The organism is Microbacterium sp. zg-Y818 (assembly GCF_030246905.1).
In the GTDB taxonomy this organism is placed as follows: Bacteria; Actinomycetota; Actinomycetes; order Actinomycetales; family Microbacteriaceae; genus Microbacterium.
This window is the reverse complement of the sequence record NZ_CP126741.1, coordinates 889796-914826: the sequence shown is the minus strand read 5'-3', so window position 1 is coordinate 914826 and position 25031 is coordinate 889796. Positions and strand designations below refer to the sequence as shown.

Here is a 25031-nt window from a genome sequence, read left to right as displayed (position 1 = left end):
GGGCGAGCCTACGACGCCGGCCGGAGGGTGAGGAAACGGTAGCGGACGCCGGTGCGCGACGTGTGCCACCCCTCCCCCGGGTCCGTGTCGACCGTGCGCCACGCGCTGCGGTCGGGCGCGAACGTGTCGCCGTCAACGTCGAGATCGAGCTCGGTGACCTCGAGCCGGTCGGCACGGTCGATCGCCTCGCGGAAGAGACCGCCGCCGCCGATCACCCAGATGCGGTCGGGGGCGTCCGCGCCGGCGTCGGCGAGCTGCAGCGCGGCATCCAGCGAACCGGCGCGCTCGGCGCCCTCGGCGGCCCAGGCGGGGTCGCGCGTGACGACGATGTTGCGTCGCCCCGGCAGCGGCCGGAACCGCGCCGGGAACGATTCCCAGGTCTTGCGGCCCATGATGACGGGCGCTTCGGCGGTGACCGCCTTGAAATGGGCGAGGTCCTCGGGGACGTGCCAGGGCATGCCGCCCTCGGCGCCGATCACGCCGCCGCGGGCTTCGGCCCAGACCAGGCCGATCGGCGCGCTCACACCGCCACCGCGGCGCGAATGGCCGGGTGGTGCCGGTAGTCCTCGACGAGGAAGTCTTCGTAGCGGTAGTCGAAGATCGACTCCGGGGTGCGGGCCAGACGCAGGGTCGGGTAGGGGTACGGGTCGCGGCTGAGCTGCTCGCGCACCTGCTCGAGGTGGTTGTCGTAGATGTGGCAGTCGCCGCCGGTCCAGACGAACTCTCCGGGCTCGAGGCCCGTCTGCTGGGCGACCATGAGGGTCAGCAGCGCATAGGAGGCGATGTTGAACGGCACGCCCAGGAACAGGTCGGCCGAGCGCTGGTACAGCTGGCACGAGAGCTTGCCGTCGGCGACGTAGAACTGGAAGAGGGCGTGGCAGGGCGCGAGGGCCATGCTCGGGATGTCGGCGACATTCCACGCCGACACGATCAGTCGGCGGGAGTCGGGGTTCGTGCGGATCTGGTCGACGATCTGGGCGATCTGGTCGATGTGGCCGCCGTCGGGCGTCGGCCATGAGCGCCACTGCACGCCGTAGACGGGGCCCAGCTCGCCGTCGGCATCCGCCCATTCGTCCCAGATCGTGACGCCGTGCTCGCGCAGCCACGACACGTTCGACTCGCCGCGCAGGAACCACAGCAACTCGTACGCGATGGACTTGAAGTGCACCCGCTTGGTGGTGATGAGGGGGAACCCCTCGGCCAGGTCGAACCGGATCTGCCGGCCGAACACGCTCGTGGTGCCGGTGCCGGTGCGGTCGTCCTTGCGGGTGCCGTGCTCGAGCACGTCGCGCAGGAGGTCCTCGTACGGGGTGGGGATCGCCGTGGTCACGGCTGCCACGATACCCGCGGTCGCCGCCGGCGGCTTATCCACAGCGCGCGCGCCCCTACACGCGGAAGGGCTAGCCTGAGCCATAGTGAACCCCGTCGATGCTCTCCTCATCCTCACCGCGCTGCTCGCGGTGACCCTCGGGGTCGGCGTCTTCGCCCGCTGGAGACAGGGCCGGCCGCAGCACCACGTGCCCAACGAGGTCGTGGATCCCGAGCGGCTGGGCGCGGAGCGCCTGGGCGACACGGCGACGCTGCTGCAGTTCAGCACCGAGATGTGCTCCCGCTGCCCGGGCGTGCACCGCACGCTCTCGGCCGTCGCCGACGAGCGCGACGGGGTGCTGCACCTCGACGTCGACCTCACCCACCGCCCCGACATCGCCAAGCACTTCGGCGTGCTGCAGACACCCACGACGCTGATCCTCGACGGGGATGGTGCCATCCAGACCCGCTTCGGCGGCATCCCCACCCGCCACGTGGTCGAACTCGAGCTCGCCCGGTTGACATCGGACATCGGCGGGTGAACCGGCCTGTGGATGCCACGCCCGCCGGGATCGACCCCCGCGGTCCCCGCTTCGCGGCGGCCATCACGTCGGCACTGCTGCTCGGGACCACGCTGCTCGGCCTCGTGGGCATGTCGACCGCCCGCGCGCCGTTCGGCTGGTTCGCCTACCAACCGCTGGCCGACGAGGTCTTCGCCCCCGTCGGCTGGGCCGTCGCACAGGCGTCCGTGGCCGAGCGTGCCGGTGACCCGGGCTTCGTCGCCCTGCTCGTCCTGGCGCTGCTGTTCCTGTGGGGCGTGCTGTCACCGCGCACGGCGCCCTGGGCGGCGCTCTTCCGCACGCTCGTGAAGCCACGGCTGGCCCCGCCGACCGACCTCGAGGACCCGCGCCCACCGCGGTTCGCGCAGGGTGTCGGGCTCTTCGTGTGCGCTCTCGGCCTGCTGCTGCACCTGGCGGGCGTGCCGTGGTCGCTGCCCGTCGCCGCGGCGGCGGCCTTCGTCGCCAGCTTCCTCAACGCCGCGTTCGGCCTCTGCCTCGGCTGTCACCTGTACCTGCTGCTGCAGCGGGTCGGGCTCGTGGGCCGAGCACGCCCCGGCACGGCCTGACGGCCACGCAGCCGTTCCCCCGCGGCATCCGCCCCGTTAGGCTCGCACCGGGAGCGCGCCCGGCGCCCCGCCGACCGGGAGGACACCATGAGCGTCACGAGCGAAGCCAGCACCACGTGGCAGGGCACACTTTTCGAAGGGTCGGGCGAGGTGGACCTCGGAACCTCGCACCAGGGTCCGTTCGCCGTGAACTGGAAGGCCCGCAGCGAGGGATCCGCGTCGGTGACGACCCCCGAAGAGCTCATCGCCGCCGCGCATTCGTCCTGTTTCTCGATGGCGCTCTCGAACGCGCTCGCCCAGAACGGCACGCCCCCCGAGCGCATCGAGACCACCGCCTCGGTCACCTTCGTCCCGGGAGAGGGCATCCGCGGCAGCCACCTGAACGTCAACGCGAGCGTCCCCGGCCTGTCGCCGGAGGACTTCGCCCGCCTCGCCGAAGAGGCCAAGAGCGGGTGCCCCGTGTCGGCCGCACTCGCGGGCATCGAGATCACCCTCGAGGCGACCCTCGCCTGACATGGTCGACCAGGGACGACCACGACGCGTCGTGCTGGCGGGGGCGTCGGGGCTGATCGGCAGCGCGCTCGCCGAGTCGCTGCGCGCCGACGGCATCGCCGTCACCACACTCGTGCGTCGGGCGCCCGCCGCCCCCGACGAGGTCGAGTGGCTCACCGACGACTCCCCGCTCAACCCCGACGTGCTCGCCGGCGCCGACGCGGTGGTGGGCCTCAACGGCGCCAGCATCGGGCGGTTTCCCTGGACCGAGGCATACAAGCACGAGCTGCTGTGGTCGCGCATCACGCCGACGCAGGCAATCGCCCGTGCCGTGCGCGACCTGGGCGACGACGCCCCCGCCTTCCTGTCGTCGTCGGCGGTGGGATATTACGGATCCGCGCCCGGCGAGCGTCTCGCCGAGACCGCCGGCCGGGGTGAGACGTTCCTCGCCGACCTCTGCGGCGAATGGGAGACGGCAGCCTTCGCGGCCGGTGACCGTGCCCGGGTCGTCGCGCTGCGCACCGCGCCCGTCGTGCACCGCGAGGGGGTCCTGAAGCCCCTGTTGCTGCTGACTCGGGCGGGTGTCTCCGGTCCGATCGGCCGCGGCACGCAGGCGTGGCCGTGGATCTCGCTCGACGACGAGGTGCGTGCGATCCGCCACCTCATCGATGCCGACGTCGAAGGACCCGTGAACCTGTCGGGGCCCACACGGGCGACCGCGAACGACCTCGGCTTCGCGCTGGCGGTGCAGCTGAACCGCCCCTACCTCGTGCGTGCGCCCGCCTGGGCGATGCGACTCGTGCTCGGCCCGGACGCGACCGAGGCGCTGCTCACGACCGATGCGTTCGTCGTACCGCACGTGCTGGAGGCGACGGGCTTCGACTTCGAGCATGAGACCGTCGACGAGGCGGTCGCGGCGGCGCTGGCTTCGTAGCCGGGGCGGTTGCCGGGCGGGGTTGCGGCGCCTGGCGGGGCTGCCTAGCGGGGCGGGGTGGCCTAGCGGGGCGCGGTGCGCGACGTGCGCTCCAGCGCGATCGCCTTGCGCACCGCAGCGCGCGCGCGTCGGCGGTCGCCCGCCGCGTCGTAGGCCAGGCCCAGCCGGTACCAGGCACGCCAGTCGTCCGGTGCCGCCTCGACCTCCGCGCGGTAGCGGGGGAAGAGCGCATCGGCCTCTTCGCGCAGCGGACGGCCGCTCGGACGCACCGAGACGGTTTCGACGGGAAGACCGCCCTCGGCCTCGAGACGGCGTCCGACCTGCTGTGCCCGCACCCCGAACCACAGCTCACGACCCAGGCCCCACGCCGCCAGCACCGGCAGCGCGAACAGGGCCACGCCCATCGCGACGCCGACCGGTTCGCCGCTCATCAGCAGCAGCCAACCGCGGTGGGCGACGAGCACGATGTACAGCGCCAGCATCACCGCCATCACGGCGACGCCGATACGGGCGCTCATGCGCCGGTGGTGCGGGCGACCTGACCGGGCACGCCGCCTTCGTCGATACCCGCATCGGCCGGTTCCGCGCCGGGAAAACGGATGCCGATGTCCAAGAAGCTGTCGAGGCCCACCACCACCCCGCGGGCGTCCCGTGCGGCCTGCAGTGCCAGGCGGATTCCGGGCGCGTAGGCGCGGGCGGGGTCGATGGTGTCGTGCACGATCGACAGCGACTCCCCCGGCCCCGAGAGGATCGTCTCCTGGCGGGCGATGACCCCGGGACGGCGCAGCGAATGGATCGGCACGCTCGCGACCTGCTGCCCGCGTGCGCGCTGGTCGACGTGTGGCGACTCGACGGGACCGACCTGGGAGCGCGAGGCGGCGATCAGCTCGGCGGTGCGCACCGCGGTGCCGCTGGGGGAATCGACCTTGGTCTCACGGTGAGCCTCGACGATCTCGATCGAGGGGAAGAACGGGGCGGATGCCGCGGCGAGCGCGGTTCCGAGCACGGAGCCGAGCGAGAAGTTCGGGATGAACACGGCGCCGGTGCCCGCGTCCTGCACGAGCGGGCGCACGAGGGCGATGCGCTCGGCCGACCACCCGGAGGTTCCCACGAGCAGCTGCTTCCCCCGCTCGACGGCGCGGCGCACGACGTCGATCGAGACGGCGGGGGTCGAGGTGTCGATCACGAGGTCGGCGGCATCCATCTCCGAAAGATCGCTCGCCGACGACAGCGCCGCAACCAGTTCGAAGCCTTCTGTCTCGGCCACGACCCCGCTCACGATGCTGCCGAGCTTGCCGGTCGCGCCGACGAGGGCCACGCGTGTCGTCATGCCACCAGCCTACGGGGCTACGCTCGAAGGCATGGTGAGCCTGCGCCCCGCACCCGTCGACGACCCCGCCGCGCGCGAGCTGCTCGAGGAGTACTTCGCCATGCGGGCCGAGACCTTCCCCGGCCCGGCGTACCGCACCGTCTTCCCCGACCCGGCGGCCTTCACTCCCGACGCGGGGGTGTTCCTGATGGTCGAGGACGACGAGGGGCGCGCGGTCGGCTGTGGCGGCATCCGGCGCATCGCCGACGGCCCTGACGGGCGCCGATACGAGGTGAAGCACCTGTACCTGCGGCCCGAGACGCGCGGTCGCGGGTGGGGCCGGCTGTTGCTGGGTGGGCTCGAGGATGCCGCGCGGCAGTGGGGGGCCGGCGAGCTCGTCCTCGACACGCACCACAGTCTCGAAGCGGCGGGGCGGCTGTACGCGGCATCCGGGTTCGTCGCCATCGAGCCGTACAACGACAACAGCAACGCGACCCGGTGGTATGGGAAGGTGCTCGGCGAGCGATCGGCTCCGCGCAGCGATGCGGGGCCAGCACACAGCCGTTCCGAGTAGACGAGCTGCCCGCTGGGGCGAATACTCACGCGGCGTGACGAATACTCACTCGGCGTGACGAATACTCACTCGCGAGCGATCAGCGGCCGCCGCGCAGCGCGGTCACCGGCTCGATGCGCGAGGCACGCCGAGCCGGGAACCAGCCGGCGACGAGACCGACCACAGCGCCGAGGACCGCGCCGCCGACGGCGATCCACGGGTCGATGATCGGTGTCCATTGCTGTGCCACCGAGAACAGTACGACCGACACCACGGCCAGCGCGGCTCCCAGCAGACCGCCGAGCAGCCCGATGATGATCGACTCCACCACGAACTGCGATGCGATCTGCCGTCCCGTCGCGCCCAGCGCCCGGCGCAGGCCGATCTCGGGCACGCGCTCGATGACGTTGAGCATCGTCACGTTCGCGATGCCCAGCGCACCCGCCAGCAGCACGATGCCTCCGAGGATCAGGAAGACCACGTTGACGTCGGCGCTCACGCTGTCGCCGAGGACTGAGCGCGCCGACGGCGCGGCGACCTCCAGGTTCTCGGGGGCACCGGGCGACAGCGCGATGGCCGACTGCTTGCCCACCTGCGGCCCGGTTCCCATGGATATCCGGATCTGCATCTCGCCGGGGGCCGTCAGCGCCCGCTCCGCGCGCGCCGTCTGCATCGGCATGACGACGGCGTCGAGCAGCCCGCCGCGGGCCTGCACCCCGTCGAAGACCCCGACGACGGCGTAGGGGACTCCCCCGATGAACACCGACGGCTGCCGGTCCACCCGGTTGATCCCCAAGCGCTCCGCCGCGCGCGCACCGAGCACCACGACACGGTCCGCCCGCTGGTCGTGCCCGGCGTCGAACATGCGACCGGTCACCAGTTGCCCGCCGATCACGTCGAGCAGGCCTGCCGTCGCGGCGACGAGGGCGGGCGACGCGACCGCGGGCGCCGAGGGGTCGTTCACCGGCACGGCGGTGATGGAGTCATCACCGAGCGACAAGTCGGCGACGAGCGTCGCCGCCTCCACGCCGACGAGCCGTGTGACGCGGTCGACGCCGTCCCACGGCAGCCGGGCCGTGGCCGCGCTGCCGCCCGACGCGGTCGCGGTCTCGCCGGGCGAGACCACCACCTGCGTCGCCTTCACCGCGTCGAATTGACGCTCGATCTGGTGCGCGGCCGTCTGCGCGAAGCCGATCGTCGCGACCAGGGCACCGATGCCGAGCACCGTTCCCACGAGCGTCATCGCCAGCCGGCCCGGCCTGGAGCCGATGTCCGCGGTCGCCTCGACCACGAGATCCTGGAAGGTGAAGCGATCGGCGCGCCGCACGTGGGGCACGAGATCAGTCGCTGCCGTGGTGTCGCCTTCCGCGGAGTCGGATGCCGCAGCGGAGTCGGATGCCACGGGCTTACGCCGCAGCCGAGGACGCCACCGCATCAGGACTCCTCGCTCAGGCGACCGTCGGCGATGCGCACGCGCCGGTCGGCGCGGGCGGCCACGGTGCTGTCGTGGGTGATGACGACGAGGGTGAGCCCGTCGGCGCGCAGGTCGTCGAACAGCTCCATCACCTCTTCGGAGGTGGCGGCATCCAGGTTTCCCGTCGGCTCGTCAGCCAGCAGCACGCTGGGGGTGCTGACCACGGCGCGCGCGACGGCGACACGCTGCCGCTCGCCACCGGAAAGCGTCGTGGGAAGGAAATCGAGGCGGTGCTCCAGCCCCACCCGCTCGAGCGTGTCACGGGCCCGGCGTTCGCGCTCGTGCCGCGGCACCCCGCTGTAGAGCATCGGCATGAGCACGTTGTCCAAGACGGTGCGCCGCGGCATGAGGTGGAACGACTGGAACACGAACCCGATCCGGCGCGCACGCACCGCCGCGCGCTCGTTCTCGGTGAGGGTCCCGGTCACGACACCGTCGATGCGGTACTCCCCCACGCTCGGGCGGTCCAGCAGCCCCAGCATGTTCAGCATCGTCGACTTGCCCGACCCACTCGGCCCGACGATGGAGACGTAGTCCCCGCGGGCGATGCGCAGGTTGACGCCCTTGAGCGCCTGCACCTCGGGCGGACCGGCGAACGAACGGGTCACGTCCCGAAGCTCCAGGAGCGCCTCGGTCACCGCCCGACCACCACGAGGGCGCCCTCGGCGAGCTCCCCGTCCACGGCTTCGACCTCGACGAAGCCGCCGGCCGCCAGTCCTGTGGTCACGACCACGAGCCGGGTGGCCGCATCCTCACCGTCGCGCGGATCGCCGTCGACCACCTCGATGCGCGCCTCGCCGCCGGGTCCTGCCGTCAGTGCCGCAACAGGCACGAAGAGCACCTCCCCGGCCGTCGCGCCGACGGGGAGGGACACCCGCACGTTCCGCCCCTGCAGCTGCATCGCCTGATCTGCGGTGAGCTCGTCGGGCTGCAGGGTGATCTCCCACCGGTCCCCCTGGGTCGCCCCGGGGGCGAGGGCGGCGATCACCGCGCGGTGCGGTGTGCCGTCGGCGAGCTCGAACGTGGCCTCGCCGCCGACCTCGAGCAGGGCGCCGTCGGCGGGCGCTGCCGCGCCGATGAGGGTGATCGACGCCCCCGACACGATCATCGCCGCGCCCTGCAGCACCTGCCCACGGGTGACGTCGACGGCGTCGACGCGGCGCGGCAGCTCGCTGAGGTAGAGCACCTCACCCGCCGACAGCGACGGCAGCGCCTGCTCCCGCGCCCGGTCCAGCAGCTGGCGGGCATCGGCGAGCTGGCGTTCGGCGGCATCGACCGCGGCGCGGGGGCCCGTCGTGTCCGGGGCGATGTCGAGCTGGCGACGCTCCAGGCGGCGAAGTTCCAGCGTGTCGCGCAGGTCGGACACCTCGGCGTCCCAGGCCGGCACCTCGGCCGGCTCGGCGGGGCGCTGCGCCAGCCGCACATCGAGGGCGCGCTGGGCGCTGTTGACGGCGTTGTCTGCGGCACGGACGTCCACGGCCGACGCGCCGCCGGAAGCCTGCCCCAGATCGGCCCGCGCTGCGGCGAGCGCCTGCTCGGCCGAGCGCACGCCCTCCTGCGCGGCGAGCACGGCGTCGGCGGCCCCTTCGTCCGACACCGGGGCCGGGTAGCCGACCTGCGCGTAGAGCTCGGCGACAGCCGCGGCAGCCGTGGCGTCGAAGACGTCAGACGCCGGGTCTCCGGCGTCGATGCCCACCGCCCGCATCGCCTCCTTGAACTGCACCACGTCGGGCCCCGTCAGCCCCACCACGAGCGTGCGATAGGCCGGCAGCTCACCGGGCAGCACGATGACGGGCCGTCCGGCCACTTCGAGAGCGACCGCGAGCGGCTCGAGGGTGGCGCCGACCTCGGGAACGCTCCCGGTGACCACTGCGGGGCCGCCGAGGGCGGCGGTGTCTATCGTCACCTCGACCGAGTCGGCATAGCCGACGTCGCCGCGGATCGTCACATCGTTGCTCAGGATGCCGCGCTCCACGGCGACGGTGATGAGGCCGGCTTCGGGCGGGTCGGTGAGAGACGCGGCATCCGCCGGCGACAGGACGAACCTGCCCACGAGAAGGCCGACGACGAGGCTCAGCACCGCGGCGGCCGCGATGAACCACAAGGCGCGGTTGGTGCGGAAGACGCGGCCCCACCCCTGCACCTTCGCCGACGGGGTGTCAGGGAGGTCGGGTTCTGCCGCACCGACGTCGCCGACGATCGCGGGCTCCGTCGCCTCATCGACCGGCAGCAGATCGTCGAACGCCCGCGCGTCGCGGCGGCCCACTTATCGTCCCTGCTCGGCAGCGGCCTTGAACGCGTCCAGTTCCGCCTTGTGGTCGGCGATGAACTGCTCCTCGAGGGCGGCGGTGATCTTCGTCTGCTCGTCGCGGTAGTCCGTCTCCTCGCGGCAGTCGAGGTCGGCCAGCGCGAGCTCGATTTCGCGCTCGGCCAGCTCGGCCAGCACCGGGTCGTCCTCGATCCACTCGGTCTGGCCCTCGTAGTACGCGTTCAGCTCGTCGATGAACGAGTTCTGCGCGTCCATCTGTGCGACGAAACCGGAGTGCCCGGACTCATCCATGCAGGCGGCCCACTCGGCGTTGAGGTCGGCGAACTCAGGAGCGACCTGCATGTCGGTGTAGAACGTGTTGAGCGCATCCATCAGAGGCTTGTGCTCGTCCGAGGTCAGCGGGTTGTCGCCGTCCATCTCGTGCTGGGCCCAGCCGTGGCATCCGGCCTGTGTCCAATCCCACTCGTACGAGCCGTCCTCGTCCATCTCCTCTTCGGGGATGCCGGGACCGTAGAGCACCTCGTAATACGCCGCCTGCTCGGATTCGGTGAGGCCCGAGACGTAGTCCTGGTTCGGGTCGCTGTACTCCTCATCGGCAGGCATGGGCTCGTCCATGCCTGGGGACTCGACCATTCCGTAGCCGTACTGGGCCACCCATTCGCGGGAGTCCGGGTCCCATACGTCATCGTCGCCGAAGACGACGGTGCCGTTGTTCGAGTTCGGGATGTACTCGAAGCCCGCCTCGTTCATGCATGCGGCGACGAGTTCCTCGCGCTCGGTGTTCTCCTTCTCGTACTTCTCGAGCTGCTCCTCCTCGCTGAGATCGCTGCCCCAGGCGGAGGCGAGGTAGGCACCCAGCGGGGACTCCTCCGCGGCGACGGCGTCGGCGTCGGACGCGGTGCACCCGGTCAGGGCGATCAGCAGAGCGGCGGTGCCGACGACAGCGCCCGCAGTGTGACGGTTCATGTTCCTCCCAGAGTCACCGCGGCGCACTCGCCGCGTCATATGGGCAGGCTATGCGCCAGCTGTGAACACCGCGTCCATCGCGAGGATGATCTTCGTGTGTCGCACCCACCCGATCACAGAGTGCCCGAGGGGACCGGGGCCCGCCGTGCGGATCGGCAGAGGTGTTACCGGATCGGTATCAGACCGGCGGCAGCTCGGGCAGTCCGGTGCGCAGCTCGACCGGCAGGTGGCCCAGGTCGTTGTGGGAGATGAGCGTCCAGGGGCGCCCGCTGCGCTGGGCGACCACGGTCAGCCCGCAGTGTGCCTGGTTGAGGGTCAGCCACCGCCACGCCGGCATCTGCAGCACCTCGCGGACGAACCAGGCGATCACGAAGTTGTGAGTGATGATCAGTTCGTGGGCGTCGGGCTTCCGACGCAGGAACTCGGCAACGGCGTCGGCCATCTGCGCCGATCCGGCTTCGGTCTCGGCCTCGGTGTACGAGCCGAAGAAGGATTCGTACACGGCCGGGGTGTCCTCGGACATACCGGTGGGGACGCAGTCGAACAGCAACCCGTTCGGCTGCGGCGACACGGCCGGCAGACGATCGGCGACCGCGCGGGCGGTCTCTGCGGCGCGTTCCAGGGGCGAATGCCACACCGCGGTCAGCGGCACCCCCGACAGGCGGTCGGCCAGAAGCGAAGCCTGGCGCTGACCGCGCGGCGAGAGGGGGCCGTCATCGATGCCGTGCTCGGCATCGATGTGCTCTCCATGTCGCACGAGGTAGAGGTATTGCGTCACGCTTCTCACTTCGTCGGGGGAATCGCCCTGCCGGGCGCATTCTCCAGCCTATGTCAGGCGATCACGCCGCCGCGCGGGCCAGCTCGGCGAGCTGGCTGCGCCCGAGCTTCACGCCCACGCCCTGCACCAGCTCCCCGACGTGGGACGGGGAGTACACGTTGACGATCGGAGCCACGACCGTCTTCTGCGCCAGCACCCACGCCAGGGCCACGGCGGCGTCGGACACGCCCAGCTCGGCACCGAGGGCGTCGAGGGCCTTCAGCGTGCGCGTGCCGCGGCGATTGATGCTCGCGGCCAGCTGCGCCCCACGGACGGAGGCCCCTACCCGCGAACGCGAGCGGTGGTGCCCGGCGAGGAAGCCGTGCTCGAGCGTCTGCGAGGGGGTCACCGCGATGCTCTGCGCCCCGGCGACCAGGCGAAGGTCGCCCTCGAAGTCAGTCCGACGCAGCAGGTTGTAGGGCACGTCGAGCGTGGTCAGGCGCGGCAGACCGGCAGAGGAGAGAATCCTCGCCTCGACCAGCTGGGGAGCGGTGAAGCCGAACGCGCCGACGGCACGCACCTTGCCCGCCTCGACCAGCCACTGCACCGTGGCGAGAGCATCTTCGAGGGCAGTGGTGCGGTCGGAGCCGCCGTCGAGGTACAGCAGGTCGATGCGGTCGGTGCGCAATGCGGTGAGCGATGCCTCCACCGCACGCACCAGGTTGACGGGGCCGAGCCCCGGGTGCTCGGGATGGCCACCCACGCGCACCGAGACGACCACCTCGTCGCGCAGACCCCGCGAGTGGATCCACTGGCCGAGGATGTGCTCGCTGCGGCCGCCGGCATAGGAGTCGGAGGTGTGCACCGCGTTACCGCCGAGCTCGAGGTAGCCGTCGAGGATGGCGTGACTGGATTCCAGATCGACGTGCCACCCGAATTCGGAGCCGCCCAGGATGAACGGGAAGACCGACAGCCCCGACTCCCCCAGTGGTGTGCGCACGCCGGTTCCCACCGGCGGCCCCATGACGGGGATGGGAGCAGAGGGATGGCCGCCCGGGGCCGCGGGCAGGCGCGTCGACGTATCCGTCGGGCCGACGCCGAATAAACCCATGTCACACCCCCCCACGGATCCCTCGCAGGACCCGAGCCGTTTCGTCCACGCCCCCGGCGCTTATCTCGAGGGTAAGCCAGGCCTGGGACACGCCCGGCCATTGCTCTGCACGTCGGGTGAACTTTGCATAACGTTCTGGTCACAACGTGCGCGTGTGTCCGCCATACGGGGGACAAACGGCGAACACCCGCCCTCCACAGGAGAGACGGGTGTTCGCGCGTGATCGGAATCAGGCCTCTGCAGGCACCTCAGCGGCCTCGGCGGGAGCGGCCTCGGCGGCACTCTCCTCCACCACGGGCTCCAGCGACAGCTTGCCGCGATCGTCGATCTTGGTGATGCGCACCAGCAGCTTCTGGCCCACGCCGAGCACGTCTTCGACGTTCTCGACGCGCTTGCCGCCGGCGAGCTTGCGGACCTCGCTGATGTGCAGCAGGCCGTCCTTGCCGGGCAGCAGCGAGATGAACGCACCGAACGCGGCCAGCTTCACCACGGTGCCGAGGAACTGCTCGCCGACCTCCGGGTTGGTGGGGTTGGCGATCGCGTTGACCTGGGCACGAGCGGCCTCGGCCGCGGGGCCGTCGGTCGCGCCGATGTAGACGGTGCCGTCCTCCTCGATGGAGATCTGCGCGCCGGTCTCATCCTGGATCGCGTTGATCGTCTTGCCCTTGGGGCCGATCAGCTCGCCGATCTTGTCGACGGGGATCTGCACGCTGATCACGCGCGGAGCCGTCGGCGCCATCTCGTCGGGGCCGTCGATCGCGGCGTTCAGCACGCTCAGGATCGTCATACGGGCGTCCTTGGCCTGCTGCAGCGCGGCGGTCAGCACCGACGACGGGATGCCGTCGAGCTTCGTGTCGAGCTGGATCGCGGTGACGAACTCGCTCGTGCCGGCGACCTTGAAGTCCATGTCACCGAGGGCGTCCTCGGCACCGAGGATGTCGGTCAGCGCCGCGTAGCGGGTCTGACCGTCGACCTCAGCCGAGACGAGACCCATCGCGATGCCGGCGACCGGAGCGCGCAGCGGCACACCCGCGTTCAGCAGCGACAGGGTCGACGCGCACACCGAGCCCATCGAGGTCGAGCCGTTGGAGCTCAGCGCCTCGGAGACCTGACGGATCGCGTACGGGAACTCCTCGCGGCTGGGCAGCACCGGCACGAGGGCGCGCTCGGCGAGGAAGCCGTGCCCGATCTCGCGACGCTTGGGGCTGCCGACACGGCCGGTCTCACCGGTCGAGTAGGGCGGGAAGTTGTAGTGGTGCATGTAGCGCTTGCTCGTCGTGGGCGACAGCGAGTCGATCTGCTGCTCCATCTTGAGCATGTTCAGCGTGGTGACACCCAGGATCTGGGTCTCGCCGCGCTGGAAGATGGCCGAACCGTGCACGCGCGGGATGACCTGCACCTCGGCGTCCAGCGGACGGATGTCCGCCAGGCCACGACCGTCCATGCGCACACCCTCGGAGAGGATGCGATCGCGCACGATCTTCTTCGTGACCGACTTGTAGGCGGCGGAGAACTCCAGCGGTGCCGCTGCCGGCAGCTCGCCGGCCTCGGTCGCGGCGATCAGCTCGGCCTTGACGCGGTCCTTCAGCTCGTCATCGGCGGCCTGACGCTCCTGCTTGTCGGCGATCTGGTAGATCGGGACGAGCGAGTCGTGCGCGCGAGCCGAGACGAAGTCGTACGTCTCCTGGCTGTAGGGCAGGAAGACCGGGAACTGCTTGATCTCCTTCGCGGCGGTGTTGGCCACCACGTTCTGCGCGCCGACGAGCTCCTTGATGAAGGGCTTCGCAGCCTCCAGGCCCTGCGCGACGATCTCCTCGCTGGGCTTGGTGGCGCCGGCCTTGATCAGGTTCCAGCTGTTCTCGGTGGCCTCGGCCTCGACCATCATGATCGCGACGTCGCCGTCGGGCAGCACACGGCCGGCGACGATGAGGTCGAAGACGGCCTCTTCCATCTGCTCGACCTTGGGGAAGGCGATCCACTGGTCGGCGTGCTCACCGTGACCGGGCATGAGCGCGAGGCGCACGCCGGCGATCGGACCCGAGAAGGGCAGACCGGAGATCTGGGTGGACAGCGAGGCGGCGTTGATCGCGAGCGCGTCGTAGTACTCGCCCGGGGCGATCGAGAGCACGGTCACGACGATCTGCACCTCGTTGCGCAGGCCCTCGACGAACGAGGGGCGCAGCGGGCGGTCGATGAGACGGCAGACCAGGATCGCCTCGGTGGAGGGGCGGCCCTCGCGGCGGAAGAACGAGCCGGGGATCTTGCCTGCGGCGTACGAACGCTCTTCGACGTCGACGGTCAGCGGGAAGAAGTCGAAGCCCTCACGAGGGTGCTTGCCGGCGCTGGTGGCCGACAGCAGCATCGTCTCCTCGTCGAGGTAGGCGGCGACGGCGCCCTGCGCCTGCTGCGCGAGGCGGCCGGTTTCGAAGCGGATGGTGCGGGTGCCGAAACGTCCGTTGTCCAGGACGGCTTCGGCGGCGGTGATTTCAGGACCTTCCAAGAGGTCTCTCCTTCTTTGTTTAGACTCGCACGCGCGTTTCGCGCACGAGATCGTTCGAAGGAGCAGGAACAGGCAGATATGGGCGCGCGGAACAAGTCCGCAGGTCCGCCTGCGCTGGCCACCAGTAGAAGACCACCGTCCGATTTCGGACGGGAATCCACCACAGGGGACCAGCTTTCTGCCGGGCCTGCTCCCTGAGCTCAGTATTCGATTGAGCGGATGCCACAAGGGCACCCTGACCGAGCCTAGCAGGCGCCGCCTGTCACGCGTCTGCGAGACGGTACGCCCGCTACCCGCGACGGGTGCGCCCTGCGTAGGCTGGTCCCATGAGCACCGATGACACGTCCGCAGCCTCCGAGGAGATGAAGCGCAAGTTCAAGGAGGCGCTCGACAAGAAGAACGCACACACCCGCAACGGTGAGGCGCACCTTGACGGCGACTCCGCCGTGCACGGCGCCCACGGCGCCGTGACCCGCCGCGAGTTCCGCCGCAAGAGCGGCTGACACACCGCAACCGGGGGGCCCGCCGCACGCGCGGTCGGGCCCCTCACCCTTGGGCGGGCCCGTTGCCGGCGGCCGGTCTCCCGGCCGGCCGCACGTCGTACGGCGCGTCCGGCAGCCGGTTCTGGAACTCCAGGATCGCCTCGTTGTGCACCGTGCCGTCGCTCACCTCGATAGCCCGCGAGAGCGTCTCGTCGGCGGACCATGCGGCCCGCCCGGCCATGACCGTGGGAACGAAGCCCAGCAGCGCCTCGCTGATCTCCCAGCTCGCCGAGTTCCACAAGTACGACGGGCTGTGGTCGACGGCGTAATAGTTGACGGAGCCACCGACGGTGAACATCGGGTCGGCGAAGCTCGTCGGCCGCGCCCACTCGAACCCCATCCCCTCATCGCATGAGACGTCCACGATGAGGCTCCCCCGACGGAACGCGGCGAGGTCGGTCGTCTTCAGATACACCAGCGGCTTGTTGGGGTCCTGCAGCGTGCAGTTGACGACGATGTCGCTCTCGGCGAGGAAGGCCGCCAGCGGCACGCGTCCCTCGTCGGTGATGACCTCGCTCGTGTCGGGTCCGTCGTGGTCGAACTGGATGATCTGAGTGGCGTGGATGGGCGCTGCGACCGACGCCGTCGCCCGGTTGGTGAGCACGCGCACATCCTGCACGCCGTGAGCCCGCAGGGCGGTCACGGCGCCCCGGGCCGTGGCTCCGAACCCGATGACGACCGCCGTCAGCCGCCGGCCGTAGTCCCCCGTCGAGCCGCACAGCTGCAAAGCGTGCAGCACGGAGCAGTACCCGGCGAGCTCGTTGTTCTTGTGGAAGACGTGCAGACCGAACGAGCCGTCGGCATTCCAGTGATTCATCGCTTCGAACGCGATGACGGTGAGGTGCTTGTCGAGGGCGAGCTGGGTCATCTCCTCGTCCTGCACGAGGTGCGGCCAGCCCCAGAGCACCTGGCCGTCGCGCATTCCGCGCAGATCGGCGTGCTGCGGCTTGGGCAGCAGCAGCACATCGGCCGCCTCGAACAGCTTTCCCCGGTCCACGATTGCGCCGACGATCGGCCGCAGCTCGTCGTCGGAGATCCCGAAGCGCTCGCCGTAGCCGGCTTCCAACAGCATCCGCGCACGGAGGTCCTCGGGGATCCGCTCGAGGTGGTCGGGGTGAAGCGGCACGCGGCGCTCGTCGGGCTTGAGTGAGGCGCCGACGACGCCCAACGTGAGAGGGTGCTGCGTCGCCATCGTCGCCTTCTTCCCGTCGCGGGGCCGGGTGGACACCGTGATCCGACGCTACCAGCGACGTGCCGGCCGCGCTCCGCCGGGCGTGGGACCCTACTCCCCCGCGAGCCCGCCCAGCAGGTGCCCGAAGGAACGCCCCTCACCCAGATAGGTGGCGGGATCGAACGGGTCCCCCTCGCTGCGCGTCGTGCGGCGAGCGACGGCGTCGGCCAGTTCCCGCGCGGCGCGGTCCACGCGCGCGGCGAGCGGGGCGACCTCATCGGCGGGCGCACCCCAGTCGCTCGATGCGGCGAAGACGCCGGTGGAAACCGGCTCGGCGTGCAGGTACGTGAACAGCGGCCTGATGGCGTAGTCGATCGCGAGAGAGTGACGCGGGGTCCCGGCATTGGCGCCGATGAGCACCGGCATGCCGGTGAGCGCATCGGGGTCGAGGATGTCGATGAACGATTTGAACAGCCCTGAATAGCTGGTGGAGAAGATCGGGGTCACGGCGATGAGGCCGTCGGCCGACACCACCGTGTTGATCGCCGTTTCCAGGGCGGGCGGAGCGAAGCCGGTCAGCAGGTTGTTGGTGATGTCGTGGGCGAGGTCGCGCAGCTCGACGGTGTCGATGCGCACCTCCTCACCGCGCTCGCCCAGTTCGCGCCGGGTGGCCGCGGCGAGCTTGTCGGCGAGCATGCGCGTCGAGGAGGGGTTCGACAGTCCCGCCGAGACGACGGCGATGCGGCGGTCGCTCATCGCGCACCCCCGCTCAGGCCGAAGGCGGCACCGGACGGAGCGTCCTGATAGGGGGAGGGACCGCTGAGGTTGTCGCCGCGGTTGGCGCGCGGGCGCGCCTCGCGCGGGGCGGCGTCGCCGTAGACCTCGGCCACGCGGGCGGCGTGGGTCGGGGCATCGGGCACGTCGTCCGGCCTGTTCTGAGCGAACTCGCGACGCAGCACCGGCACGACCTCTCCGCCGAGGAAGTCCAGCTGCTCGAGCACCGTCTTCAGCGGAAGGCCGGCGTGGTCCATCAGGAACAGCTGACGCTGGTAGTCGCCGAATACGTCGCGCATGCCGGCGTACCGGTCGATGACCTGCTGCGGCGAGCCCACTGTCAGCGGGGTCATTTCGCTGAAATCCTCCAGCGACGGACCGTGGCCGTAGACGGGCGCGTTGTCGAAGTACGGCCGGAACTGGGCGACGGCATCCTGGGAGTTCTTCGCCATGAACGCCTGGCCTCCCAGGCCCACGATCGCCTGCTGCGCAGTGCCGTGACCGTAGTGGGCGTAGCGCTGGCGATACAGGTCGATGAGTCGCTGGTAGTGCTCGGCGGGCCAGAAGATGTTGTTGGCGAAGAAGCCGTCACCGTAGTACGCGGCCTGCTCAGCGATCTCCGGAGTGCGGATGGAGCCGTGCCAGACGAACGGAGCGACGCCGTCGAGCGGCCGCGGCGTCGACGTGAAGCCCTGCAGCGGGGTGCGGAACTTCCCCTCCCAGTCCACGACGTCCTCTCGCCACAGCTTGTGCAGAAGCGCGTAGTTCTCCACCGCCAGCGGCAGGCCCTGCCGGATGTCCTTGCCGAACCAGGGGTAGACCGGCCCGGTGTTGCCACGGCCGAGCATGAGGTCCATGCGGCCGCCAGAGACATGCTGCAGCATCGCGTAGTCCTCGGCGATCTTCACCGGGTCGTTGGTGGTGATCAGCGTCGTCGCCGTGGACAGGATCAGTCGTCGCGTGCGTGCGGCGATGTACGCCAGCGTCGTTGTGGGCGAGGACGACCAGAACGGCGGATTGTGGTGCTCGCCCAGCGCGAAGACGTCCAGCCCCACCTGCTCGGCGTGCTCGGCGATCGTGAGGGTCGCCTGGATCCGCTCGGCCTCGCTGGGAGTGCGCCCCGTGGTCGGGTCCTGCGTGATGTCGCTCACGGTGAAGATGCCGAACTGCATCTGTGTGCCGGTGCTCATGTCGTCCACGGTCGTTCTCCGCTCCCGGATGCCGATCGGCACCCGTTCCATGCAAATGAATGTATCCGCTCCAACGCGTGCGCTACCAGGTTATTCCCGCGCGCGCAGGCCCCGGTGACCCCGGCGGCTCCGCAGGTAGTGTGGCCCGCGATGGACGAGGCAGCACACAATGGCGGCGGACCGGCATCGGCTCGGCCGAAGCCCGGCGCCGCGCGACCGAAGCAGCGCGTGCCCTTCTGGGACAACGCCCGCTTCGCTTGCATCGTGCTTGTGGTGTTCGGCCACGCGACGCAGCGCCTGACCTACGACTCGGATCTCGCCCAGGCGGCGTATCTGCTTGTCTACGCCTTTCACATGCCGGCCTTCGCGATCATCTCGGGCTATTTCTCCAAGGCCGGTGCGCTCGGCGAGCGCCAGATGGCCCGCGTCATCACCGACATCCTGGTGCCGTACCTGATCTTCGAAGGGCTCTGGACCCTCACGAAGTGGCTCGTCGAAGGGGCGGCCAACCCCAATCCCACCCAGCCGTCGTGGACTCTGTGGTTCCTGCTCGCCCTGGGGATCTTCCGCGTCTTGCTGCCGTACCTGGCATTGCTGAAGAAGCCCCTGCTGTGGACGGCGGCCATCTCGATCGGCGCCGGATACCTCCCGAACCTGGACTCGACCTTCTCGCTGGCGCGCACCCTCGGGCTGCTGTTCTTCTTCACGCTCGGCTGGTGGCTGCGAGACCGCGACGTCATCGCGCGCTTCGACCTGCTGCGGTCACGACCGTGGTGGGTGGTGGCCGGCGCTCTCGGCGTCATCTCGGTCGCGGCCTGGGCGACGTGGTTCTTCGTCGAAGAGTGGCGCACCCTCGACCTGCGGGCGTGGATGTTCTACGACACCGGCTATGCCGAGCTCGGCGCCGCCCAGTGGTGGGCGGGTGGGGTACGCCTGCTGCTCATGGTGGTCGCCCTGATCCTGACGGCCGCCTTCCTCGTGCTCGTCCCCCGGCGCGACAGGTGGTGGACCCACTTCGGCCAGTACACGATGTACATCTACCTGCTGCACTCGTTCGTCCTCTACCCCTTCCGCGAGTCCGGCGTGCTGCAGCAGCTGGATCCCGCGTGGTTCTGGCTGCCGGTGGTGGCGGTGCTGTCGGTGGCGATCGCCCTCGGCCTGGCGACGCGGCCCGTGCGCACCGTCTTCCGTCCCTTCGTCGAGCCTCGGCCGCGCTGGCTGTTCGCCGACCCTGCGCTCGCCGCCCGCGAGGGTCGCGGCAGCGACCCCACCGGTTCGCGCCGCACCCCCGAGCCGCCCCGCTCCGCAGGCGCCGGCCCGCGTCGACGCGGAGCCTGACGCCCGCGGCCTGCCTGCACCGCGCCGGAATCCCCCGCACGAACGACGAGGGCCGCCCCACACCTGGGACGGCCCTCAAGAAGTTTTGTGCGATTGAACGCTGGTTGCGACTTAGCGGCGCAGTCCGAGACGCTCGATCAGCGAGCGGTAACGCGCGATGTCGATGTCCTGGAGGTAGCCGAGCAGACGACGGCGCTGACCGACGAGCAGGAACAGCCCACGACGCGAGTGGTGGTCGTGCTTGTGCTCCTTGAGGTGCTCGGTGAGGTCCTTGATGCGCTGCGTCAGCATCGCGACCTGCACCTCGGGGGATCCGGTGTCACCGGGGTGCGTCGCGTACTCTTCGATGATCGCCTTCTTGACTTCTGCTTCCAGTGCCATAGGTGATCCCCTCTCTCCTCGTTGCGCGGCGCCCGACGCCTGATGCGTGGGCTCTCTTTATCCGCGGCCGATCTAACGGCAACCTGGAAAGTCTATCAGCCCGGCAGCACCGGCAGCATCCGGGCCGACGTCATCGCCGGCGCCGTCGGCGACCGGCCGCAGGGATCCGGACGTTCGTCGGCGGATTCCGGTCGACGCACCGTCCGCCCGCTCCCCGTGTCCCACCCCGGGCCTAGAGTCGCCGCGTGAGCACCGCACCCGTCCCGATCGTCACACCGACCTCGCCCGCCGCACCGCCGTCGGGGCCGCTGCGTCAACCGGGGGCGGCTGCACTGACCGTGCAGTTCCTGCTCACCGGGATCATCTGGGGATCGAGCTTCCTGTTCATGAAGGTCGCCCTCGAGGGCGTCTCCCCCGCTCAGGTCGTCTGGGCCCGGCTCGTGCTGGGGGCGCTGACCCTCGGGGTGTTCGTGGCGCTGCGGCGGGAGCATCTTCCCCGTCGACTGCGCCTCTGGGGCCACATGACGGCGCTCGCCCTGTCGTTCTGCGTCGCGCCGTTCCTGCTCTTCTCATGGGCGCAGCAGTACGTCACGTCGGGCCTTGCGAGCATCTACAACGCGACGACGCCGATCATGACCGCGGTGATGGCCTGGGCCGTGTTCCGCGTCGAGCGGCTCAAGGCCGCTCAGATCGCCGGCATCCTCGTCGGCGTTGCCGGGGTCATGGTGATCATCGCGCCGTGGCAGGGACTGGATCTGACCCAGAGCCTGCTCGCACAGCTCGCGATCCTCGGCGCGACAGCCTGCTACGGCTTCAGCCTCGCGTACATGCGGCGATTCCTGTCGAACTCCGGAATGAGCGCGCTGGTCTTCTCGTTCCTCAACATCGGCATCGCCGCCGCGATCATGCTCGCACTCACGCCTGTCGTGGCGCAGAGCCCTGTGCGCCTGGACGTGCCGATCGTGCTCAGCCTGCTGGCACTGGGGTGCCTCGGCACAGGGGTCCCCTACATCTGGAATCAGAACGTTCTGCGAGCCTGGGGCCCCACCCGCGCGTCGACGGTCACCTACATCACGCCGGTCGTGGGGGTGGCGCTGGGCATCGTCCTGCTCGGCGAGACCCTGCACTGGAACGAGCCCGCCGGGGCGGTGCTGGTGCTGCTGGGCATCCTGCTCGCGCAGAACCGCCTGCGGGTGCGGAGGCGACGACGGTCAGGCCTGGAACGAACCCTGCAGGTCGAGCGTGATGGTCACGTCCTTGCCCACCAGCACACCGCCGGTCTCGAGCGCGGCGTTCCATGTGAGACCGAAGTCCTCGCGGTTGATGACCGTCTTGGCCGTGGCTCCGGCCTTGTAGTTGCCCCAGGGGTCGGTGCCGAAGCCGCCGAACTCGACCTCGAAGGTCACCGGCCGCGTGATGCCGCGAATCGTCAGATCGCCGTCGATCAGGAAGTCGCCGTCGACGAGCCGCGCGGCGTTCGACACGAAGTCGAGCGTGGGGTGGTTCTCGGCGTCGAAGAACTCCGCCGAGCGCAGGTGGGCGTCACGTCCCTCGTCCTTCGTGTTCACCGACGCGACGTCGGCCGAGGCGGTCACGCGCACGCCGAGCGGGTTCTCGGGGGCCACGATCGTGCCGCTCTTGACGTCGAACGTACCGCGCACCTTCGAGATCATCATGTGGCGCACGCTGAACGAAACCTCGCTGTGCGAGGGGTCGAGCACCCAGGTGCCGGCCTTGTAGCCGGGAATCTCGATCGTGGTTGCGTTCGTCGCTTCGGTCATGGCGTCCTCCATCGTGCGCCGGGCTGTCCGGCGGTCTGTCACGCCCAACGACCGTTTTCCGGCATCTATTCCCGTGAATGGATCTTTGGGTCAGGACTTTCCCGAGGTCCCCGCTTCGAGGATCGACACGATCGAGAACAGCGTGAAGCACACCGCCCCCAAACCGGTGAGCACGCGCGCGGGGATGAAGAGCCCGGGGTCGGTGGTGGCCGCCTCGGCCAGGAACGCCGCGAAGAACAGGCACGCCAGACACGTGAAGATCGGGATGAGGGGCACCCGGTTCGCCAGCTCGAAATGCCGCCGCCACACCGCGGCCAGCAAGAAGACCTTCGAGACGACGCTGTAGCAGATCATGCCCAGCCCGATGAGAATGCAGCCCGGCGCAAGGCGCTCGGGCCGGTCCGAGCCGAACAGCACGACCAGCCCCCAGACGACGGCGAGGGTGCCCATGGCGAGCACCCAGCTCGTCCACGCCCAGCGCTCGGGCTCGTCGAACTCGTTGCGCACCTGCCGGCCGACCGTGGCCACCAGGGAGATGAGGCTGGCGCAGATGGCCGCAAGGCCGATCATGACGTGACCGGCGATGTAGCGGGGCGCCTCGGCCGAATCGGTGAGCAGGACCGCCGCCCAGACGACCAGCACCAGCGCGGCCGTCGCCGGGATGCAGATCAGTCCCACCATGACAGCCCTGCCGTACGCACCGTCCGGAGCGCCGTCCTCGTGCCGGCGGGCCGCGTTGTCCGTGATCAGTGTGAACGCGCTCGAGGCGACGGCGACCGTCGTGACGCAGGCGGCGATCAGCCCGACGCCGAACACGACGTGCCCGGCGACGAAGTCGGCGTTCGATGGCCCGCCGCGGATGACCAGCCCCCAGATCGCGGTGGCGGCTGCGACTCCGTAACCGAGCACCGGCAGGACCACCTTCCAGATCGGAGCGAAGGTGCGGGTCAGCTGGCGGATGATCATCGCGGCCGTGGTGAACAGTGCGATGCAGATGGCCGTCAATGCCATCAGCACATGGCCCGCCGTCCGGTGGGCAGGGTCGTCGCCCCCGGCGAAGACGTACCAGCCGAAGCTGAGGCAGACCGCTCCCATCAGGAGCGGGATGGCGCGGAACAGGATGCTGACACCGAAGTTCATGCGACATGTCCTTCCGCCGGCACCGCCGAACCGCGGTGCGGAGGGCTACAAGGTAGGACCGCGCGCACCCTGCCGCAAGAGCACACCGGGGAACGACGGAGGGGCGGATGCCGTGGCATCCGCCCCTCCGCAGGGTCGATCCGGTGCTCAGCCGACGGCGAGCAGATCGATGATGAAGACGAGGGTCTTGCCGCCGAGGAAGTGGCCCCCGGCCGGGCCGTAGGCCAGGTGCGGCGGGATGATCAGCTCGCGGCGACCGCCGACCTTCATGCCGGGAATGCCGTCCTGCCACCCCTGGATGAGGCCGCGCAGCGGGAACTGGATGCTCTCACCGCGGCTCCACGACGAGTCGAACTCCTCGCCGGTGTCGTACTCCACGCCCGCGTAGTGGACGGTGACGGTGTCGCCGGGCTTCGCCTCGGGGCCGTCGCCGACGATGAGGTCACGGATGACCAGCTCGGAGGGAGCCGGTCCCGTGGGGGCGTCGAACTCGGGCTTGCTTCGGTTGTCAGTCATGCTCCCCATCCAACCCGAGGTGCTGGGTGCGGTCAACGCGCCACGCTCGCTTGACACCCCCTGAGTGCCGGAGGATCATTGAGGCATATCGACTCAGCGCTCGGGAGACACGCAGGCATCGCCGCGGCACCGGGCGCTGAGTCGTTGACGGGACGTCGTCAGCCCAGCCGCCCGCACCGTCCGGCTACCGCGCGAAGAGCGCCGCCCGCGCCGCGACCGCTCGGGCGAGGAAGACGTGCTCGTCCTCGACCGCATGCGGGTCCCGGCCCGACAGCGCGCGCTGGCGGGCCGCGGCGAGCGCCGTGGCATCGGAGATGAAATCCTTCATGGCGGGCCCTCCCCCCGGCAGCGTGCGCGCCCACGCCATGGCGCGGCGACGCCCCGCGCCGGTGGCCAGCATGTCGACCTCCCCCGCAGTGAACCAGCCGGCTGCCGCATAGTCCGCCAGTCGTGCGCGCGTCAGCCGCGCCTCCTCCCGGCGCAGCAGCAGCACCCCCGCGATGAACAGGACGAACAGCGGCATCTGCAACGTCGTATACAGCGCGAAGAAGTCCGCGAAGAGCGCGGAGCCGTTCCACAGCGCGTGCAGCACCGTCGCGCCCACGAGGCCCAGCGCCCAGGGACCCAGCGCCGCCCCGACCGACGCGCCGTTGCGCGCGGCGCGGCCGAGGGCGTACCCCGTCACCGCCGTGAACATCACGTGTGCGAACGGCGAGAGGATGCCGCGCACGAAGAAGGTCACCGTGGTCTCGGCGACGCCCCCTTCGATGAGGGCGGAGGCGAAGTAGAGGATGTTCTCGGTGAAGGCGAAGCCTGCGCCGATGAGCGCCCCGTAGACGATGCCGTCGACCGGTCCATCGAACGCCCGCCGCCCGATGGCGAAGATGATCAGCAGCCCCAGCCCCTTGGCCACCTCCTCCACCACCGGAGCCTGCACGACCGACGAGAACGCCTCGCGCGCGGGCGAGCCGTCGTAGCCGATGACCAGGGTGATGACGAGGTCCACGGCGAGGGCGATCACGACCGACGCGATCGCCCCCCACGCAATCGCGAGCACGACGAGGGACCGGGGCTCGGGCTCCCAGCGGTCGACGATGCGCACCGCGAGGAGCACGCCGACGAAGGGCACGACCGCGAGCACCATGCCGACCACCGAGGCGGCGGCGCCCAGGAAGGTCAAGAAGTACGCCACCAGCCCCACCAGCAGCAGCACCAGGACGCCGATGATCCAGATGGGCGCGCTGCGACCCTTGCGCGGCGGCACGGGCAGCGCAGGAGGCGACGAAGGGGCAGGCGCGATGGGCGCGGCATGCCCGGGATGCGGCTGGGAGAGCGCGGAAGTGTACGGCACGACCGACAGCCTAGGGGTGGCGCAGAGTGTCGCCGATCGCCCCCGGTC

At 70.3% G+C, this 25031-nt stretch carries 26 protein-coding genes and 1 pseudogene; 8 read left to right on the top strand and 19 right to left on the bottom strand.

Annotation, left to right across the window (positions count from 1 at the left end):
• Positions 1 to 8: 8 nt before the first annotated feature.
• Positions 9 to 524: a dihydrofolate reductase gene (locus tag QNO21_RS04070; RefSeq protein WP_257519375.1), complete on the bottom strand. Its 516-nt coding sequence runs from the start codon at positions 522 to 524 to the stop codon at positions 9 to 11.
• On the bottom strand, positions 521 to 1330 hold the full coding sequence (locus tag QNO21_RS04065; protein WP_257519376.1) for a thymidylate synthase: 810 nt from the start codon (positions 1328 to 1330) through the stop codon (positions 521 to 523). The genes QNO21_RS04070 and QNO21_RS04065 overlap by 4 nt, the downstream gene beginning before the upstream one ends.
• 85 nt (positions 1331 to 1415) lie before the next feature.
• Between QNO21_RS04065 and QNO21_RS04060 the strand changes: the two genes are divergently transcribed.
• The 4 genes from QNO21_RS04060 (at position 1416) to QNO21_RS04045 (ending at position 3860) form a co-directional block, all read left to right on the top strand.
• Positions 1416 to 1850 carry a TlpA family protein disulfide reductase gene (locus tag QNO21_RS04060; RefSeq protein WP_257519377.1) on the top strand — a complete coding sequence of 145 codons (435 nt, stop codon included), beginning with the start codon at positions 1416 to 1418 and terminating at the stop codon, positions 1848 to 1850.
• The gene (locus QNO21_RS04055; protein ID WP_257519378.1) at positions 1847 to 2434 is read left to right on the top strand and encodes a DUF4395 domain-containing protein; all 588 of its coding nucleotides are present in this window, start codon (positions 1847 to 1849) and stop codon (positions 2432 to 2434) included. The genes QNO21_RS04060 and QNO21_RS04055 overlap by 4 nt, the downstream gene beginning before the upstream one ends.
• Before the next feature lie 87 nt (positions 2435 to 2521).
• The gene (locus tag QNO21_RS04050) at positions 2522 to 2947 is read left to right on the top strand and encodes an OsmC family peroxiredoxin (protein WP_257519379.1); all 426 of its coding nucleotides are present in this window, start codon (positions 2522 to 2524) and stop codon (positions 2945 to 2947) included.
• Position 2948: 1 nt separating this feature from the next.
• A complete protein-coding gene (locus QNO21_RS04045; RefSeq protein WP_257519380.1) occupies positions 2949 to 3860 on the top strand; it encodes a TIGR01777 family oxidoreductase in 912 nt (303 codons plus the stop codon).
• Between the two features lie 62 nt (positions 3861 to 3922).
• Here QNO21_RS04045 and QNO21_RS04040 read toward each other — a convergent pair whose 3' ends face one another.
• Together QNO21_RS04040 and dapB are read right to left on the bottom strand one after the other, a co-directional pair.
• On the bottom strand, positions 3923 to 4378 hold the full coding sequence (locus tag QNO21_RS04040) for a hypothetical protein (RefSeq protein ID WP_257519381.1): 456 nt from the start codon (positions 4376 to 4378) through the stop codon (positions 3923 to 3925).
• Positions 4375 to 5190: a 4-hydroxy-tetrahydrodipicolinate reductase gene (gene dapB / locus QNO21_RS04035; RefSeq protein ID WP_257519382.1), complete on the bottom strand. Its 816-nt coding sequence runs from the start codon at positions 5188 to 5190 to the stop codon at positions 4375 to 4377. The genes QNO21_RS04040 and dapB overlap by 4 nt, the downstream gene beginning before the upstream one ends.
• 31 nt (positions 5191 to 5221) lie before the next feature.
• Here dapB and QNO21_RS04030 point away from each other — a divergent pair, with 31 nt between their 5' ends.
• Positions 5222 to 5743 (top strand): GNAT family N-acetyltransferase, encoded by a 522-nt coding sequence (locus tag QNO21_RS04030; protein ID WP_257519383.1) that lies wholly within the window; start codon positions 5222 to 5224, stop codon positions 5741 to 5743.
• A gap of 79 nt (positions 5744 to 5822) precedes the next feature.
• On the opposite strand, the gene QNO21_RS04025 is transcribed toward QNO21_RS04030, so the two are convergent.
• The 7 genes from QNO21_RS04025 to QNO21_RS03995 all read right to left on the bottom strand — a co-directional run bounded on the left by QNO21_RS04025 (position 5823) and on the right by QNO21_RS03995 (position 14799).
• Positions 5823 to 7157: an ABC transporter permease gene (locus tag QNO21_RS04025; protein WP_257519384.1), complete on the bottom strand. Its 1335-nt coding sequence runs from the start codon at positions 7155 to 7157 to the stop codon at positions 5823 to 5825.
• The gene (locus QNO21_RS04020; protein ID WP_257519385.1) at positions 7157 to 7834 is read right to left on the bottom strand and encodes an ABC transporter ATP-binding protein; all 678 of its coding nucleotides are present in this window, start codon (positions 7832 to 7834) and stop codon (positions 7157 to 7159) included. Before QNO21_RS04020 ends, QNO21_RS04025 begins: the two co-directional genes overlap by 1 nt.
• The gene (locus QNO21_RS04015) at positions 7831 to 9462 is read right to left on the bottom strand and encodes an efflux RND transporter periplasmic adaptor subunit (protein ID WP_257519386.1); all 1632 of its coding nucleotides are present in this window, start codon (positions 9460 to 9462) and stop codon (positions 7831 to 7833) included. The genes QNO21_RS04020 and QNO21_RS04015 overlap by 4 nt, the downstream gene beginning before the upstream one ends.
• Positions 9463 to 10431 (bottom strand): hypothetical protein, encoded by a 969-nt coding sequence (locus QNO21_RS04010; RefSeq protein WP_257519387.1) that lies wholly within the window; start codon positions 10429 to 10431, stop codon positions 9463 to 9465.
• Positions 10432 to 10609: 178 nt separating this feature from the next.
• The gene (locus QNO21_RS04005; RefSeq protein ID WP_257519388.1) at positions 10610 to 11209 is read right to left on the bottom strand and encodes a histidine phosphatase family protein; all 600 of its coding nucleotides are present in this window, start codon (positions 11207 to 11209) and stop codon (positions 10610 to 10612) included.
• Between the two features lie 61 nt (positions 11210 to 11270).
• The gene (locus tag QNO21_RS04000) at positions 11271 to 12299 is read right to left on the bottom strand and encodes an aldo/keto reductase (RefSeq protein WP_306813540.1); all 1029 of its coding nucleotides are present in this window, start codon (positions 12297 to 12299) and stop codon (positions 11271 to 11273) included.
• Positions 12300 to 12528: 229 nt separating this feature from the next.
• Complete coding sequence (locus tag QNO21_RS03995) at positions 12529 to 14799, bottom strand: polyribonucleotide nucleotidyltransferase (protein ID WP_257519390.1); 2271 nt, start codon at positions 14797 to 14799, stop codon at positions 12529 to 12531.
• A gap of 326 nt (positions 14800 to 15125) precedes the next feature.
• Between QNO21_RS03995 and QNO21_RS03990 the strand changes: the two genes are divergently transcribed.
• On the top strand, positions 15126 to 15302 hold the full coding sequence (locus QNO21_RS03990) for a DUF5302 domain-containing protein (RefSeq protein WP_257494958.1): 177 nt from the start codon (positions 15126 to 15128) through the stop codon (positions 15300 to 15302).
• Between the two features lie 43 nt (positions 15303 to 15345).
• Here the strand turns inward: QNO21_RS03990 and QNO21_RS03985 are convergent, their stop codons facing one another.
• The 3 genes from QNO21_RS03985 to QNO21_RS03975 form a co-directional block, all read right to left on the bottom strand.
• Positions 15346 to 16533: a N(5)-(carboxyethyl)ornithine synthase gene (locus QNO21_RS03985; protein ID WP_257519391.1), complete on the bottom strand. Its 1188-nt coding sequence runs from the start codon at positions 16531 to 16533 to the stop codon at positions 15346 to 15348.
• A 90-nt stretch (positions 16534 to 16623) separates the two neighbouring features.
• Entirely contained in the window at positions 16624 to 17268 is a 645-nt protein-coding gene (locus tag QNO21_RS03980; protein ID WP_257519392.1) for an FMN reductase, read from the bottom strand.
• Positions 17265 to 18458, bottom strand: a complete 1194-nt coding sequence (locus QNO21_RS03975; protein WP_257519583.1) for an LLM class flavin-dependent oxidoreductase — start codon at positions 18456 to 18458, stop codon at positions 17265 to 17267. The genes QNO21_RS03980 and QNO21_RS03975 overlap by 4 nt, the downstream gene beginning before the upstream one ends.
• 168 nt (positions 18459 to 18626) lie before the next feature.
• Here QNO21_RS03975 and QNO21_RS03970 point away from each other — a divergent pair, with 168 nt between their 5' ends.
• Positions 18627 to 19814, top strand: coding sequence for an acyltransferase family protein (locus tag QNO21_RS03970; protein ID WP_257519393.1), 1188 nt, complete (start codon positions 18627 to 18629; stop codon positions 19812 to 19814).
• A 111-nt stretch (positions 19815 to 19925) separates the two neighbouring features.
• Here QNO21_RS03970 and rpsO read toward each other — a convergent pair whose 3' ends face one another.
• Positions 19926 to 20195 carry a 30S ribosomal protein S15 gene (gene rpsO / locus QNO21_RS03965; RefSeq protein WP_257517254.1) on the bottom strand — a complete coding sequence of 90 codons (270 nt, stop codon included), beginning with the start codon at positions 20193 to 20195 and terminating at the stop codon, positions 19926 to 19928.
• A 386-nt stretch (positions 20196 to 20581) separates the two neighbouring features.
• Between rpsO and QNO21_RS03960 the strand changes: the two are divergent.
• A pseudogene (locus tag QNO21_RS03960) lies at positions 20582 to 21310 on the top strand (DMT family transporter); the annotation flags it as partial.
• A gap of 96 nt (positions 21311 to 21406) precedes the next feature.
• On the opposite strand, the gene QNO21_RS03955 reads toward QNO21_RS03960, so the two are convergent.
• The 4 genes from QNO21_RS03955 to QNO21_RS03940 form a co-directional block, all read right to left on the bottom strand.
• The gene (locus QNO21_RS03955) at positions 21407 to 21976 is read right to left on the bottom strand and encodes a YceI family protein (protein ID WP_257517109.1); all 570 of its coding nucleotides are present in this window, start codon (positions 21974 to 21976) and stop codon (positions 21407 to 21409) included.
• Positions 21977 to 22066: 90 nt separating this feature from the next.
• Complete coding sequence (locus QNO21_RS03950; RefSeq protein ID WP_257519395.1) at positions 22067 to 23116, bottom strand: DUF2776 family protein; 1050 nt, start codon at positions 23114 to 23116, stop codon at positions 22067 to 22069.
• 147 nt (positions 23117 to 23263) lie between these two features.
• Positions 23264 to 23632 (bottom strand): FKBP-type peptidyl-prolyl cis-trans isomerase, encoded by a 369-nt coding sequence (locus QNO21_RS03945; protein ID WP_257494966.1) that lies wholly within the window; start codon positions 23630 to 23632, stop codon positions 23264 to 23266.
• 184 nt (positions 23633 to 23816) lie between these two features.
• Positions 23817 to 24983 carry a PrsW family intramembrane metalloprotease gene (locus tag QNO21_RS03940; RefSeq protein ID WP_257519396.1) on the bottom strand — a complete coding sequence of 389 codons (1167 nt, stop codon included), beginning with the start codon at positions 24981 to 24983 and terminating at the stop codon, positions 23817 to 23819.
• Positions 24984 to 25031 lie beyond the last annotated feature (48 nt).